Origin of the sequence: Neorhizobium sp. DAR64860/K0K1, assembly GCF_050500205.1 — a bacterium.
GTDB classification, from domain to species: domain Bacteria; phylum Pseudomonadota; class Alphaproteobacteria; order Rhizobiales; family Rhizobiaceae; genus Neorhizobium; species Neorhizobium soli.
In genome coordinates this window covers 374,294-388,360 of sequence record NZ_CP191459.1, presented here as the reverse complement: position 1 = coordinate 388,360, position 14,067 = coordinate 374,294, and the positions used below count along the sequence as shown (strand labels likewise).

Below are 14,067 nucleotides of genomic sequence, written 5' to 3'. Positions count from 1 at the left end.
CGCCGCGTCTGCGGCGCTGAAGGGTCTTTTCACGCGAATGACTTCGCGTGGCTGGATCCCTGTGACAGGCACAGGGATGAGGAGGAGAGGAAACGCTTCCCCTCCTCCCCCAAGATCTACCGGCAACTCATACTCGTCCGCGACGGCCTGTAAGAGCCGCCACCCCTCAATCCTCTTCGACAAACACCTCTTCGCGCTTCTTGCGGACGCTTGGCAGGAAGACGACGATGAGCACGATGGCGGCAAGCGCGAGCAGGCCGGCGCTGATGGGGCGGGTGATGAAGGTGGTGGCGTCGCCGCGCGAGAGGATCATTGCGCGACGCAGGTTTTCTTCCAGGAGCGGGCCAAGAACGAAACCGAGCAGAAGCGGTGCCGGCTCGCAGCGCAGCTTCAAAAGCACGTACCCGAGCAGACCGAAGAAGGCGACGGCATAGAGATCGAAGACGTTGGAATTGACGCTGTAGACCCCGATGGCGCAGAACGCCATGATGATCGGGAAGAGCACGTAATAGGGGATCGTCAGAAGCTTTACCCACAACCCGATCAGCGGCAGGTTGAGGATCACAAGCATCAGGTTGCCGATCCACATGGACGCGATGATGCCCCAGAACAGCGCCGGCTGTTCGACGGCAACGTTCGGACCTGGAACGATGCCCTGGATGATCATCGCGCCGACCATCAGCGCCATGACCGGGTTGGCCGGAATGCCGAGCGTCAGGAGCGGGATGAACGAGGTCTGTGCACCCGCATTGTTGGCCGATTCCGGCCCGGCAACGCCGGCGACCGCGCCGTGGCCGAATTCTTCCGGATGTTTCGATACCTTCTTCTCGACCGTATAGGACGCAAATGCCGCAAGGATCGCGCCGCCGCCCGGCAGGATGCCGAGGATGGAGCCGATCGCCGTGCCGCGCAGAACGGGGCCGACCATCGCCTTGAAGTCCTCGCGCGACGGCATCAGGTTGGATACCTTCGCCATCAGCACGGTGCGGGTCTTTTCGCTTTCGAGATTGCGCAGGATTTCAGCGATACCGAAGACGCCGACCGCGACCGCGACGAAGTTCAGACCGTCGGCATATTCCCGTATTCCGAGCGTGAAGCGCGGCGTGCCGGTGTAGATATCGGTGCCGACGAGGCCAAGCAGCAGGCCAAGGCAGACCATGGCAAGCGCCTTGATGATCGACCCGTGAGCAAGCGCGATCGACGAGACGAGACCGACGACCATCAGCGAGAAATATTCCGCCGCACCGAACTGCAGGGCGATCGAGGTCAGCGGCGGCGCGAAGATCGCCACAAGAAAGGTGGAAACCGTGCCGGCGAAGAACGATCCGATGGCAGCGATGGCCAGCGCCGGTCCCGCCTTGCCCTTGCGCGCCATCTGGTAACCGTCGATGGCGGTGACCGCCGACGAAGATTCGCCGGGCATATTGATGAGGATGGCCGTGGTGGAGCCGCCATACTGCGCGCCGTAATAGATACCCGCGAGCATGATCAGCGACGACACGGGTTCGAGCTGGAAGGTGATCGGCAACAGCATGGCGATCGTCGCCGTTGCGCCGATGCCGGGCAGGACGCCGATCAGCGTGCCAAGCAGCACCCCGATGAGGCAGAAGAACAGGTTCTCGATCGACGTGGCGGTGGAGAAACCGAGGGCGAGATTGTTGAATAATTCCATGAACCGAGCCCCTTACATGCCCAGCCACGGCCCGAACCGCCGGAACGGCAGACCAAGACCATAGCTGAAGACGAGAACCGAAAAGACCGTGAGCAGAGCCGCCAGGATGACGGCCATCAACGGCTTCATCTTGTGCGAGGCGAATGCCGCAATCAGCGCCGTAAAGAAGATCGCCGGCACGAAGCCTAAACCGCGCACGGTGAGACCAAAGAAGATCGGTGCCGGCAGGATGAAGGCCATTCCGCGCCAGGCAAGCGCACCCACCGGTTCGCCGTGAACGCGAATGGCCTGGAAGACGATCACGCCGCCCAAGAGCACGAGAACGCAGGCGAGGATGAACGGAAAATAGCCCGGCCCCATGCGAAGCGCCGTGCCGAGTTCCAGTTCGATCGATTGATAGGCAAAGAACAGGCCGGTCAGCATGAGCGCCAGCCCGCAGACCAGATTGGTCCTGTCGATATTGAGTGAATTCATGGTGGCTCCGAAATATTGGAAGAGCTCTGTGGATCTGCGCCGCGGGTCGGCATGGTCGCTAGCAGGAGTGTCGCTTGCCGGTGGGGTCCTTGCAGACGTTCGCGCCGATCAGCGGTCGATCTGAGCGATCAGCTTGCCGGCAATTTCTCCCCCGCGGGGGAGAAGGACGAAAGGTTGCGGGCTCCAAGGCCGATCGAGCAGAACTCCTCACCCTGCCCAGAGAGGGGCCAGGGTGAGGGGCAGTGCCGTGACGAGAGATCAGTCGGCGTACTGGCCGGCTGCCTCGATGACCGGCTTCCAGCGGGCGATTTCGCTTTCCAGCTTGGTCTTCAGCGCCTCAGGCGTGGCGTCGGCTTCCGGTGAAGGCTTGGTGCCGAGTTCACCGAAACGGGCAACGACGTTCGGGTCTTTCAGTGCGACTTTAAGCGCCGCAGACAGCTTGTCGTTGGCTTCCTTCGGCGTGCCCTTCGGCGTGTAGATGCCGTGCCAGATGCCCACTTCCATCTGCGGATAACCGGCTTCCTTGACGGTCGGCAGGTCCTTGAGGATGTCGAGGCGGTCAGCGGAGGTGACGGCGTAGGCCTTTACCGTGCCGCCCTGGATCTGCTTTGTCGTATTGGTGGTCTGGTCGCACATGATGTCGACCTGTCCGCCGAGAAGATCGGTCATGGCCGGGCCGGTGCCCTTGTAGGGAACGGTCACGAGCGGCGTTTCGATCGAGCTCATGAACAGCATGCCGCAGAGATGCGACGCAGCGCCGATGCCGGCATTGGCGACCGTCACCTTGTCCTTGTTGGCCTTGGCGTATTCGATCAGGCCCTTGAAATCGGTGGCTTCCATGTCCTTGCGGGCGAGAAGCGTCATCGGCACTTCCGTGACGAGGCCGACATATTCGAACGCGTTCAGCGTGTCATAGGCGAGCTTGCGATAGAGCGTGGCGCTGGTCGCCATGCCGATATGGTGCAGGAGGACGGTATAACCGTCTGCTTCCGCATTGGCGACGCGGCCGGCACCGAGCGAGCCACCGGCACCGCCGACATTCTCGACGACGATCTGCTGGCCGAGATCGCGCGACATGGATTCGGCCACAAGACGCGCAACCGTATCGGTCGGGCCACCGGCCGCAAACGGTACGATCATCGTGATCTGGCGTTCCGGATAGCTCTGCGCATTGGCAGAAGCCGAAAACAGCGACATGGCGGCAAGAGCCGTTGCGCCGATCATGGCGTTGACGATTTTCATGGATTGTCCTCCCGAGCGTGAAAATCAGCATGCAAACTGAGTGCTGGCGACAGTCCTCCCTCGCCAGCGTGGTGCCATTTGCAGTGGTGATTTCGCTGGCCGCAATCGGGCGGGAGGCAGCACCGCTAAGTTTATCGCTGGCGTGCAATGCAGCATGGGTGGATTAGGGAACAATCGCGCCAAAGCCTGGGTGGAAATCCACCCAGCACGGGGGTTCGCAGGTGTTTCGTCACCCGTTCATTCGTCCTGCAGCATCTGGTCGGCCGAGATCAGCCGCTTGTCGAGCCCATGTTTCTGCATCTTTTCGTAGAGCGTCTTGCGCGAAATGCCGAGCGATTCGTAGACAGGACGCAGGGCACCGCCATGCGCGGCAATTTCTCCGGCGATCAGGCTGCGCTCGAAGGCTGCCACCTTGTCGGCCAATCGCCCGGCCGGATCGCGAAGCCTGCCGTTGGAATCTGTCGACGGAAGATCGAGACCCAGCACCAGCCGGTCGGCGGCGTTGCGCAACTCGCGGACATTGCCGGGCCAGGCCTGGTCGCCGATCGTCGCGATCACGTCAACGGGCACGTCGAGATCGTCACGGCCGTAGCGGGCGGAGGCTTCGCGAACCAGCTGCAGAAACAGGAGCGCGATATCGGCCCGACGCTCCCGCAGCGACGGCACATGGATGGTTGCGACGTTGAGACGGTAGAGGAGATCGGCACGGAACCGGCCGGCTGCGACCTCCGCCTCCAGATCCACCTTGCTGGTGGCAATAAAGCGGACGTCGAGGGCCACGGTTTCGTTCGAGCCGAGCCGGGTGATCACACGCTCCTGAAGGACGCGCAGGAATTTCGCCTGCAGGTCGAAGGGCATGGAGCCGATCTCGTCGAGCAGGATCGTGCCGCCGCGGCCATGTTCGAACTTGCCGTAGCGCGGCCTGATCGCGCCCGGAAAAGCGCCCGCCTCGTGGCCGAACAGTTCGCTTTCGATCAGCGTTTCCGGAAGGGCTGCGCAATTGATGGCGATAAACGGCCGGTTGGCCCGCGGGCTGACATCGTGCAGCGCTCGCGCCACCACTTCCTTGCCGGCACCGGTCTCGCCGATGATCAGCGTATCGGCATCGGTGGCGCCGATCGCGCGGATCCGGTAGCGCAGATCAACCATCACCTGAGTGCGGCCGGGCATGCGGGTTTCCAGATCGTCGCGCTTGCCGGCCACCGCCTTCAGTCGGCGGTTCTCCATGACCAGCGCGCGGCGATCCAGCGCCCTTCGGATGACACCAGCCAGATGCTGCGGTGTGAACGGCTTTTCGAGGAAATCATAGGCACCTTCGCGCATCGCCTTGACCGCCAGTTGCACATCGCCATGGCCGGTGACGAGAATGATCGGGATTTCCGCATCGAGCTCACGAACCCGCTGCAACAGCGTCATGCCGTCTGTTCCGGGCATGCGGATATCGCTGACGATAACGCCCTCGAAGCCGAAACCGGCAAGTTCGAGAACATGATCGGCATTGGAAAAGGTCTGCACCGAGAGCCCGAACAGTTCCAGCGCCTGGGCGGTGGATCGGCGCAGTTCCTCTTCGTCGTCAACAAGCAAAACCCTTTGCGCCGCATCCCTTGCTTCGCTCACTCGGCAGCCTCCATCAGGTTTTCATCGGCAATGTCGAGCTCGATGGTGAACACGGCACCCCCATCGGGATCATCGGTGACGGAAAGGCTACCACCGAAATCCTTGACGATGTTGTAGGAGATCGACAGCCCGAGCCCGAGCCCCTTGCCGATGCCCTTGGTGGTAAAGAACGGGTCGAAGATGCGCTCGCGGATCGACGCCGGCACACCCGGCCCGCCATCGCGCACATGCACCGTGACGGTATCGTGGGTTCTCGACGCCGAGACGGCGATGCGCCGGTCGGCTAGCCCCTCGACAGCATCTGCCGCATTGCCGATGACATTGACCAGAACCTGCTGCAACCGGATCGAACCGGCCCGCACCTTCGGCAGGTTCGCCGGGATGTCGACGACGAGATCCGCATCGGCCGCCTTCAGCCGCGCCGCGACGATTTCCAGCGTGTCGTCCATCACCTCCTGCAGCGAAACGGCACCGAGCTTCTCGTTCGGCTTGCGGGCAAAGTTGCGCAGATGCTTGCTGATCGAGGCCATGCGATCGATCAGTGCCGATATGCGTCTAACGTTGTCGCGCGCCTCTTCCGTGCGGTTAAGGTCCATCAGCACGCCGGCCGTCTCCGCATAGGTTTTCGCGGCCGCAAGTGGCTGGTTGAGCTCGTGCGACAGTGCTGCCGACATCTGGCCGAGACCGGCAAGCTTGCCGGCCTGGATGAGATCGGCCTGGGTCTGGCGCAACCGCTGTTCGGTCGCCCGGCGCTCGGCCACTTCCTCCTCGATCTGGGCGTTGACGCGGGCAAGATCGGCGGTGCGCTCGGCAACCCGGTGTTCGAGCGCATTCTGCGCTTCCGCTTGGAGATGCATGCGCTCGGCAAGCCGCGCCCGGCGCTGCAGGATGACCGCAAGCCCGAGGACGGCGAGACACAAAGATAGAAGCAGGGCAGCGACGGTGGTCTTTGCCTGCGCATGCACGGACCCGGTATCCATCAGCACGCTGACGGTCCAGCCGGCGTCGGGCATCGGTTGCGACACGACGAGATACTCCCGGTCGCCTCCGTTGTCGGCAATCGTCATCACCTCGTGACCGGCGAATTCGCCGCGCCGCACCGGCAGCTCGCGCAGTTTCGCATCCGCATAGCGCCGCGAGGTCTGGGTGCGGGCGATGCGCCCCGGCGACAGCGGCAGGGTCGTGGCATAGAGCCATTCCGGCCGGCTGGTCATGAAGATGATGCCCTCGGGGTCGGCAACGAAGATGCGGTCTTCGGTGCCTTGGGCGGTCCCCTTCCCCCAGCTGTCCTCGACCAGATCGATATCGACCTTGAAGACGATGACGCCGCGGATCACCCCGGCGATCTCGATCGGCGACGAGAAGTAGTAGCCGCGTTTGAGCGACGTCGTGCCGAGCGCATAAAAGCGCGACTGGCGGCCCTTCGCGGCTTCCTGGAAGTAGGGACGGTAGGAAAAATTCTCGCCAACGAAACTGACGTCGCTGTCATGGTTGCTGGCAGCGATCGTCTGCCCGTCCATCGTCATCAGATAGATGTCGGAGGATTTGAGGAGCGCGTTGGTGTCTTTCAAATAGGCGTTGGTGGCGGCCTGCAGGGTTGTGTTAGACGGATCGAGCACGAAAGCCTCGACATTCTGCTGGTCGGCAATCAGCGCCGGCAGCGCCTCGTAGCGCTTCAGGTGCCCGTCGAGACCGGAAACGGCAAGCCTCAGCGTGGTGTTGGCCTGCGCCTTTGCCTCCTCCATGTAGCCGCTCGCGATCATGCCGGCGCCCTGGACATAGATGCCCAGACCGATCATGACCGCCACGCCCGCCGCTGCAAGGATTGCGTATCTCACCAGATGCCGGGCTCCTCCTCCCAACTCGTCCTCGGTCGTCACCTTAAAATCCGGCACTGGCGAATTCCACTAAAACTTGCGAAGACTTGTTTTCACCGGCATCCGTCGGCGGCGGCAAAGGGAATCATCATGAGTTACATGCTTGCACTCGTCATTGGCGCGGTGGCCGGGCTTCGCGCCATGACGGCACCGGCGATCGTCAGCTGGGCGGCCGGTCTCGGCTGGCTCGATCTCTCCGGCACCTGGCTCGCCTTCATGGGCTCCAAATGGGCCGTGCTGATCCTGACGCTGATCGCCATCGTCGAATTCATCACCGACCAGTTGCCATCGACGCCAAGCCGCAAGGTGCCGCAGCAATTCGGTGCACGTATCTTGACCGGCGCGCTCTCGGGTGCTGCGATTGGAATGCCCTACGGCTACTGGCTGGCCGGCCTCGTCTCCGGCATTATCGGCGCCGTGATCGGAACGCTGGGTGGCGCCGCAGTGCGGGCAAAGCTTGCCGCCCATTTCGGCAAGGATGCACCGGCAGCCTTTATCGAGGACGGCGTGGCCGTCGTCGCAGCCCTGATTGTCATCCTGCTTTTGCCGGGAACGCCGGCCGCCTAACGGAGATCTGAGCATCATGCAGACATTCGACGCGATCATCATCGGCGCCGGCCAGGCCGGGCCATCGCTTGCCGGACGCTTCAACGACGCGGGCAAGACCGTCGCCATCATCGAGCGCAAGCATGTGGGCGGCACCTGCGTCAACACCGGCTGCAAGCCGACCAAGACGCTGGTGGCAAGCGCCTACACCGCGCATCTTGCCCGCCGCAGCGCTGATTACGGCATCGGCATCGGTGGCGAGGTGACGGTCGACATGCCGGCTGTGATGCGGCGGGCGTTGAAAGTGACGATGGACAGCCGCGGCAGCAACGAAAGCTGGCTGGAGAAGATGCCCCACTGCACGCTGATCCGCGGCCATGCGCGCTTTGAGCGCGCTAACACGATCCGGGTCGGCGACGAGCTGCTGACGGCACCGCAGATCTTTCTCAATGTCGGCGCGCGCGCCACCATTCCCGATTTCGAGGGCGTCAACGACATCCCCTACATGACCAACAGCGACATCGTCGGGCTGGACCGGGTGCCGGACCATCTGGTGATCATCGGCGGCAGCTATATCGGGCTGGAATATGCGCAGATGTATCGCCGCTTCGGCGCCAAGGTAACCGTGGTGGAGCGCGGGGACCGTATCGTCAGCCGGGAGGACCCGGAGATCTCGCACTCCATCCATGAGATGCTGGAAGCCGAGGGGATCGTTATCAGAACCGGCGCCGACTGCATCCGCTTCAGGAAGACCGACGACGGTATCGCAGTCGGTCTCAGTTGCGACGAAGGCGAGCCTGAAGTCATCGGCTCCGACGTGCTGCTGGCGGTCGGACGCCGTCCCAACACCGACGATCTCGGGCTCGACAAGGCAGGCGTAACGCTCGATGAGCGCGGCTACATTGAGGTGGGCGACGATCTGTCGACCAATGTCGAGGGCATCTGGGCGATGGGCGACTGCAACGGCCGCGGCGCGTTTACCCACACCGCCTACAATGATTTCGAGATCGTTGCGGCCAATCTGTTCGATGGCGAAAGCCGCGAGGTCTCCGACCGTCTGCTCGGGTATGCGCTCTATACCGACCCGCCGCTCGGCCGTGTCGGCATGACCGAACACCAGGCGGTGAAGGCTGGCCACAAGGTTCTCGTCGGCACGCGGCCGATGAGCCAGGTGGGACGCGCCGTGGAAAAGGGCGAGACGATCGGCCTGATGAAGATCGTGGCCGATGCGCAGACGAAAAAGATCCTGGGCGCCGCCCTTCTCGGCACCGGCGGCGACGAGGCGATCCACGGCGTGCTGGACATGATGAATGCCGGCGCGACTTATGATGCCCTGCGCTGGGCCGTGCCCATCCACCCCACCGTTTCGGAACTGTGGCCGACCGTGGTCCAGTCGATGAAGCCGGCAGGCTGACGAAACCATCCGGAATGACGGGCGTTCACGCGCTGCGGCGCGCTCACTGACAATCCCGTCATTACAGGAATTTAACCTTCTCCCTCCCTTTGCAACGGGGGGGAGTTTGCTTAGACTTCACCCATCGTCGGCACAATCGAAGGCCGCCGGCGACGGGAAGACATCAGAGCGATCTCCCCCAACATCCATTCCACGACGGGAGGCCACAGATGAATACACCTGCATTCAATGCGGCAATGGAACCGCGGGAACTGGATTTCCTGCAGCACGTCTTCGATGCCGCCTGCGCCGAACGCGGCTTGTCTGGCGAAAGCACGGCGGCAAAGAACCTCGCGGCCGAGATCATCGATCTCTACCAGCACGGCGCCTGCGACGAAGGCGCCCTCCAGCATCGGCTGGACTTGTCAGGTCTTCTGAAAAGTCAGGACTGAAGCAGAGGCGTCTCCTACCGCTTCGCCTGGAGATCCCGCTCGTCGCGCATCAGGAATATCCGCGTGATGCTGTCGATATTGTCGTTCAGCCATTCCGCCATGTCTTCTTCCTCGGACAGGATGTGTTCGAAGACGGCGACGGCTTCCGGTTCGTCCAGTTCGTCGGCAGCGGCAATCAGCACCTTATAGGTGGCGATTTCCGTGTGTTCGAATGCGAAGGCAGTCGTCATCGTCTTGATGACCTCGTCGCTGACCAGCAATCCGCCGACACCTTGGGCCGTCGCGGCAAGCTTGGCGGTCATGTCCTTGAAGGTCGGCGTCGTCACGGCGAACTTCTCCAGCATCTCGGTCAGCGCCGCGACGTGGCCGCGGGTTTCCTCGAGATGCTCCAGAACGCGGTCCTTGAGATCCGGGTAGCTTTCGATCCGGCGTGCCTGCGCTGTCAGAAGCGTGACTGCCTGTTCCTCCATTGCATGGGCATTGCGTAGCCAAGTAATGAAATTGTCCCGCGCATGCGTCATGTTCACGTCCTCCTCGTTACGTCTTCCCCCGGGTCGATTTGGTACGCAACGACTGTAAACCCGTCAACGTCCGCGATGTTCCAGCGTCCCTGGAACATCTAGCAACTTAGCGCGTTAATGGGCCACGCAATTGACGGGGGTCAAAAGGTGGACGTGTCTAATTTTTCTTCAAAAACTTCGCCGAGCCAGACAGGCTCTTCCGCACTTTCGTCCTGGCGCCGGTCGGAGCCATCCGGCCGTGCGATCATTCGACCCGGCCGCAACGTCTGGCGCAGCGCCGAGGCCGAGCGCGTCGGCTTCCTGATCGATGGCGAGGAATACTACCAGCGCCTGGACGACGTGTTGAAGCAGGCCGAACGGTCCGTGATGATCCTCGGCTGGGACTTCAACCCTGGTATCAAGCTGCGTCCGCGCGATCCTGATTGCCCGACGCTTGGTGCTACGCTGCGCCGCATGGTCGAGGAAAAGCCGGAACTGGAAATCCGCATCCTCGTCTGGGGCATGGGTCCGGTCTATTCCGGCAAGAGCCTGAAGATGTTCGGCAAGATGGACTGGAACGACCATCCGCGCATCGAATTGCGCTTCGATTTCGAGCATCCGCTGCGTGCCAGCCATCACCAGAAAATCGTCGTGGTCGACGACAGGACCGCCTTTGTCGGCGGCATCGATCTGACCGCGCGCCGCTGGGACGACCGTGGGCATGCCTGCATCAACCCGGCCCGCACCTCCCCCGACGGCACGACCTATGGTCCCGTTCACGACATGCAGACGATCGTCACCGGCGATATCGCCCGGCTGATCGGCGACGTGACGCGCCGGCGCTGGAAAAAGGTGACGAAGATCGAGCTCGAACCGGTCACGGTTGCGGGCGAAGCCGCCTGGCCGCAGGATCTCGAACCCAATCTCACCAATTGCCGCAGCGGACTTGCGCTGACCGAACCCTGGAAATGGAAGGGTCGCCGCGGTCATCGCGAGGCGATCAAGCTTACCCATGATGCGCTGAAGGCAGCCGAGCGGCACCTCTATATCGAGACGCAGTATCTCGCCTCCTTCGGCGTGGCGCGCACACTTGCCCGCAAGCTCAAGGCGGCGCAGGGCCCGGAAATCGTCATCATCGTGACGCGCGAATCCCACGGCTTCCTCGAAAAGCTGATGATGGGTAACAACCGCACCCGCCTGATTCGCCGCCTGAAGCGCGCCGATCGCTACGGCCGGCTGCGGATCTACTACGCCACGACGCCGGATGCCGATGGCAACGATCGCGAGATCATCGTCCATTCCAAGCTGATCGTCGTCGACGACCGCTTCGTGCGGGTCGGCTCGTCCAACCTCAACAACCGCTCGGAAGGGCTCGATACGGAATGCGATATCGCGCTCGAGACCGTCGAAGCCGCGTCGCAAAAAGCAATCCTCGACCTGCGCGACGATCTTCTGGCCGAGCATCTCTGCGCCAACAAGGAAGACGTCTCCCGCATCATTCAGCAGACCGGATCGATGCTGGCGGCGATCGACATTCTGAACGTCAACCCACGTTGCCTGCGGCCTTTCGAGGTGGATACGCTGAAGGGCGAGATCACCTCGCTCATCGGCACCGGCATTGTCGATCCGAAACAGCCGTTCTGGCCGATCCCGGAGATCAAGTCCGGGATCAGGAAGCTGTTTTCACGCCTTTCCTTCCGCCGCGCGGCCTGAATAGGCACTTCCCTGACGCCGGTAATAGGCCTCGCTTGCGATCAGCACCGGTACGCCGATCGCGAGCGGCACGAAGAAGTAGAGGACGCGGAAGGCGATCAGTGCTCCGATCGCCGATGTGCCCGGCAACAGGTTCAGCATGACCGCTTCCAGCACGCCGAGACCGCCCGGCACGTGGCTGACCAGCGCGCCGAGATTGGCGGTCACGTAGGCGCTGGCGACCTGCAGGAATCCGACATCGGTAAACGCAAGCAGCAGCTGGCGGATCGCGGAGGCGACACAGAGGAAATTCAGTGTGCCGACGATGATCTGGCCGATCGCGAGCGACAGATCCGGCGGCGTGAAACGCCAGGAGCGGACGGGCAACGGCCGGCGCACGAAAGCGCAAAGCAGTAGATAGGCAGCCGGCACGGCCAGACAGGCGACGCCGATGGCGGCCCTCTCTCCCCTGCCAAGGCCGAAGAAGTCGTCCGATCCATTGACATCGAGCAGCATGGCAATGCCGCCCAGTGTGGCAAGCCCCAACCCAACAGTCGCGCCGCAAAACACGATGACCTTGGCAATGTCCTGAGGCTGAAGGCCCCAGCGGGAGTAGAACCGGTAACGGACCGCGCCGCTGCTGAGCGCTGCCATGCCGACATTGTGGCCGATCGACAGGCTTGTGAAGGATGCGAGTGCCGTCTTATGGTAGGCAAGCGGCTTGCCCGCATAGCGCACGCCGAGCGCATCGAACATGCCAAGGCAGGCATAGGAGAGAATGACGAAGCCGAACGCGGCCACCAACCGAATGCCGGCGATGGACAGCACGGACTCCTCGATTTCGTCCCATGTGTAGCGTTGCAGGCTGCGGTAGACGAGGAGTGCGGCAAGGCAGACCGCGGCAACCACAAGACATTTGATGAGGGGCCGCCAGATCTTCATTCCATCTCCATTCATGCTGTGCAGGGTGGAACGAAATGACTGTCCAAGGTGTTCCCGCGCTATGATCGATGCGCTTCCCAAACCGCCCTTCAACACCTCGCCTCAAACTTCCTCCCGGCGCCGCCTGAAAATCCTGAGCTACAACGTGCATAGCTGCATCGGCACGGATCGACGGCTCGATCCCGCGCGGATCGCCGACGTCATCTCGGAGTTGAAGCCTGATATTATCGGCCTGCAGGAACTGGATGTCGGCCGCTCGCGCACCGGCGGCGTCGACCAGGTCGATATCATCGCCCGCGAGGTGGAGATGGACTACCATTTTCACGCGGCGCTGCATGTGGCCGAGGAACGCTACGGCGACGCCATTCTGACATCCCTGCCGCTAAAAGTGATCAAGGCCGACATGCTTTCCTCGATCGGCGAGCAGCGCGGCGCAGTCTGGGTGGAAATCGACGTCGGTGGCAAACCGCTGCAGGTCTTAAACACCCATCTCGGACTCCGCGGTAAAGACCGGATGGCGCAGATGGCGGAGCTGACGGGCCCGGACTGGCTCGGCGGCCTCGAGAAGGAAAACCCGGCGCGCATCCTGATCGGCGACTTCAACTCGACACCGATCACGAGGACCTACCGGCATGCGGCCAAGCGCCTGACCGATGTGCAGACGGCGCTTGTCAAACCTTGGCGGGCAACGTTTCCGTCCCGCTTTCCGCTGCTTCGTCTCGACCACATCTTTGTTTCCGACAGCATCAAGGTCATCGATGCGGAAGTGATCTCAACACCGCTGACGCGGCGGGCATCCGACCACTTGCCGTTGTTGGCGACGATTGAAATCTAGTTGAGCAACCGCTCCGACCGTCTGGCTTCCTTGAGCAGCCGGACGACGTCCTGATCGGTGGTTTCCGGGAAATCCTCGTAGTGGTCACCCACATCGCCGAATGTTGGCGGGATCGACAGGCAGACCACGTCTTCAACCTTGTCCCTGATTGCATCGAGCGTGTCCTGCGAGGCGACCGGTACGGCAAGGGTAATGATCGCGACACCCAGCTGCCTGAGCGCGTGGATGCTGACCTCCATCGACCCGGCATCGGAAAGCCCCTCATCGATCAGTATGACGTGACGCCCGGCAAGATCGTGCTCGTCGGCGTGATCCTCGCCGAAATACATCCGGTGATGGCGGTCGACCTCGGCGATCTGATGCTGCCGCTCCGTGTTAAGATAGCCGGGAGGCAGGGGAAAGCGCCGCACGCTTGCCTCGTCGATATGGACGATTGGTTCTTTGGCGTCGACAACGGCGCCGATGTTAAATTCCGGGTGGCCGGGGGCAGCGATCCTGCGCAGGATCAAGAGATCGAGATGAAGTCCAAGCCGCTGCGCCACTTCGAACGCCACCGGCACGCCGCCGCGCGGCATGGCGACCACCACGGGATCGCCGGCGACAGAGGACAAGGATTGTGAGATTTGCAGTGCCTCGGTCAGCTGCCGGCCGGCATCACTGCGATCGGCAAACTCGGGCGTTGCCGTTTCCGCCTTGCGGGCCTGCACCCGTTTCCAGAAATGACCCAATCCCAGCATCGCATCCTCCTCCCAGGCTTCGATCCGTTCTTGCGGTGTAACCGACAGGATATCGGATCGTTCCGGGCAAGAAAAGGATTTCACACTT

The 14,067-nt window shown here is 62.4% G+C and carries 13 protein-coding genes; 5 read left to right on the top strand and 8 right to left on the bottom strand.

All coding sequences use genetic code 11. The features are described 5' to 3' along the window. Positions 1-166 precede the first annotated feature (166 nt). The 5 genes from ACQY1J_RS06455 to ACQY1J_RS06435 all read right to left on the bottom strand — a co-directional run bounded on the left by ACQY1J_RS06455 (position 167) and on the right by ACQY1J_RS06435 (position 6,843). Positions 167-1,672 carry a tripartite tricarboxylate transporter permease gene (locus ACQY1J_RS06455; protein ID WP_062581938.1) on the bottom strand — a complete coding sequence of 502 codons (1,506 nt, stop codon included), beginning with the start codon at positions 1,670-1,672 and terminating at the stop codon, positions 167-169. 12 nt (positions 1,673-1,684) lie between these two features. Beyond that, positions 1,685-2,146 (bottom strand): tripartite tricarboxylate transporter TctB family protein, encoded by a 462-nt coding sequence (locus ACQY1J_RS06450; protein WP_062461489.1) that lies wholly within the window; start codon positions 2,144-2,146, stop codon positions 1,685-1,687. Positions 2,147-2,404: 258 nt separating this feature from the next. After that, on the bottom strand, positions 2,405-3,388 hold the full coding sequence (locus ACQY1J_RS06445) for a tripartite tricarboxylate transporter substrate-binding protein (protein WP_062461492.1): 984 nt from the start codon (positions 3,386-3,388) through the stop codon (positions 2,405-2,407). A gap of 237 nt (positions 3,389-3,625) precedes the next feature. Next, complete coding sequence (locus tag ACQY1J_RS06440) at positions 3,626-5,005, bottom strand: sigma-54-dependent transcriptional regulator (protein WP_430250987.1); 1,380 nt, start codon at positions 5,003-5,005, stop codon at positions 3,626-3,628. Then, the gene (locus ACQY1J_RS06435; protein WP_430250986.1) at positions 5,002-6,843 is read right to left on the bottom strand and encodes a sensor histidine kinase; all 1,842 of its coding nucleotides are present in this window, start codon (positions 6,841-6,843) and stop codon (positions 5,002-5,004) included. The genes ACQY1J_RS06440 and ACQY1J_RS06435 overlap by 4 nt, the downstream gene beginning before the upstream one ends. Before the next feature lie 129 nt (positions 6,844-6,972). Between ACQY1J_RS06435 and ACQY1J_RS06430 the strand changes: the two genes are divergently transcribed. The 3 genes from ACQY1J_RS06430 to ACQY1J_RS06420 all read left to right on the top strand — a co-directional run bounded on the left by ACQY1J_RS06430 (position 6,973) and on the right by ACQY1J_RS06420 (position 9,273). Further along, positions 6,973-7,449 (top strand): DUF4126 family protein, encoded by a 477-nt coding sequence (locus tag ACQY1J_RS06430; RefSeq protein ID WP_062461499.1) that lies wholly within the window; start codon positions 6,973-6,975, stop codon positions 7,447-7,449. A gap of 13 nt (positions 7,450-7,462) precedes the next feature. Then, positions 7,463-8,842 carry an FAD-containing oxidoreductase gene (locus ACQY1J_RS06425; RefSeq protein ID WP_430251867.1) on the top strand — a complete coding sequence of 460 codons (1,380 nt, stop codon included), beginning with the start codon at positions 7,463-7,465 and terminating at the stop codon, positions 8,840-8,842. A 209-nt stretch (positions 8,843-9,051) separates the two neighbouring features. After that, complete coding sequence (locus tag ACQY1J_RS06420) at positions 9,052-9,273, top strand: hypothetical protein (protein ID WP_062461504.1); 222 nt, start codon at positions 9,052-9,054, stop codon at positions 9,271-9,273. A 14-nt stretch (positions 9,274-9,287) separates the two neighbouring features. On the opposite strand, the gene ACQY1J_RS06415 is transcribed toward ACQY1J_RS06420, so the two are convergent. Next, the gene (locus ACQY1J_RS06415; RefSeq protein WP_062461507.1) at positions 9,288-9,794 is read right to left on the bottom strand and encodes a ferritin-like domain-containing protein; all 507 of its coding nucleotides are present in this window, start codon (positions 9,792-9,794) and stop codon (positions 9,288-9,290) included. Between the two features lie 153 nt (positions 9,795-9,947). Here ACQY1J_RS06415 and ACQY1J_RS06410 point away from each other — a divergent pair, with 153 nt between their 5' ends. Then, complete coding sequence (locus ACQY1J_RS06410) at positions 9,948-11,486, top strand: phospholipase D-like domain-containing protein (RefSeq protein ID WP_062583051.1); 1,539 nt, start codon at positions 9,948-9,950, stop codon at positions 11,484-11,486. On the opposite strand, the gene ACQY1J_RS06405 is transcribed toward ACQY1J_RS06410, so the two are convergent. Then, positions 11,457-12,407, bottom strand: a complete 951-nt coding sequence (locus ACQY1J_RS06405; RefSeq protein ID WP_430242161.1) for a UPF0104 family protein — start codon at positions 12,405-12,407, stop codon at positions 11,457-11,459. The genes ACQY1J_RS06410 and ACQY1J_RS06405 overlap by 30 nt on opposite strands. A gap of 61 nt (positions 12,408-12,468) precedes the next feature. On the opposite strand from ACQY1J_RS06405, the gene ACQY1J_RS06400 reads away from it, so the two are divergent. After that, a complete protein-coding gene (locus tag ACQY1J_RS06400; protein ID WP_430250984.1) occupies positions 12,469-13,242 on the top strand; it encodes an endonuclease/exonuclease/phosphatase family protein in 774 nt (257 codons plus the stop codon). Here the strand turns inward: ACQY1J_RS06400 and ACQY1J_RS06395 are convergent. Continuing rightward, positions 13,239-14,063, bottom strand: coding sequence for a phosphoribosyltransferase (locus ACQY1J_RS06395; protein WP_430250983.1), 825 nt, complete (start codon positions 14,061-14,063; stop codon positions 13,239-13,241). The genes ACQY1J_RS06400 and ACQY1J_RS06395 overlap by 4 nt on opposite strands. Positions 14,064-14,067 lie beyond the last annotated feature (4 nt).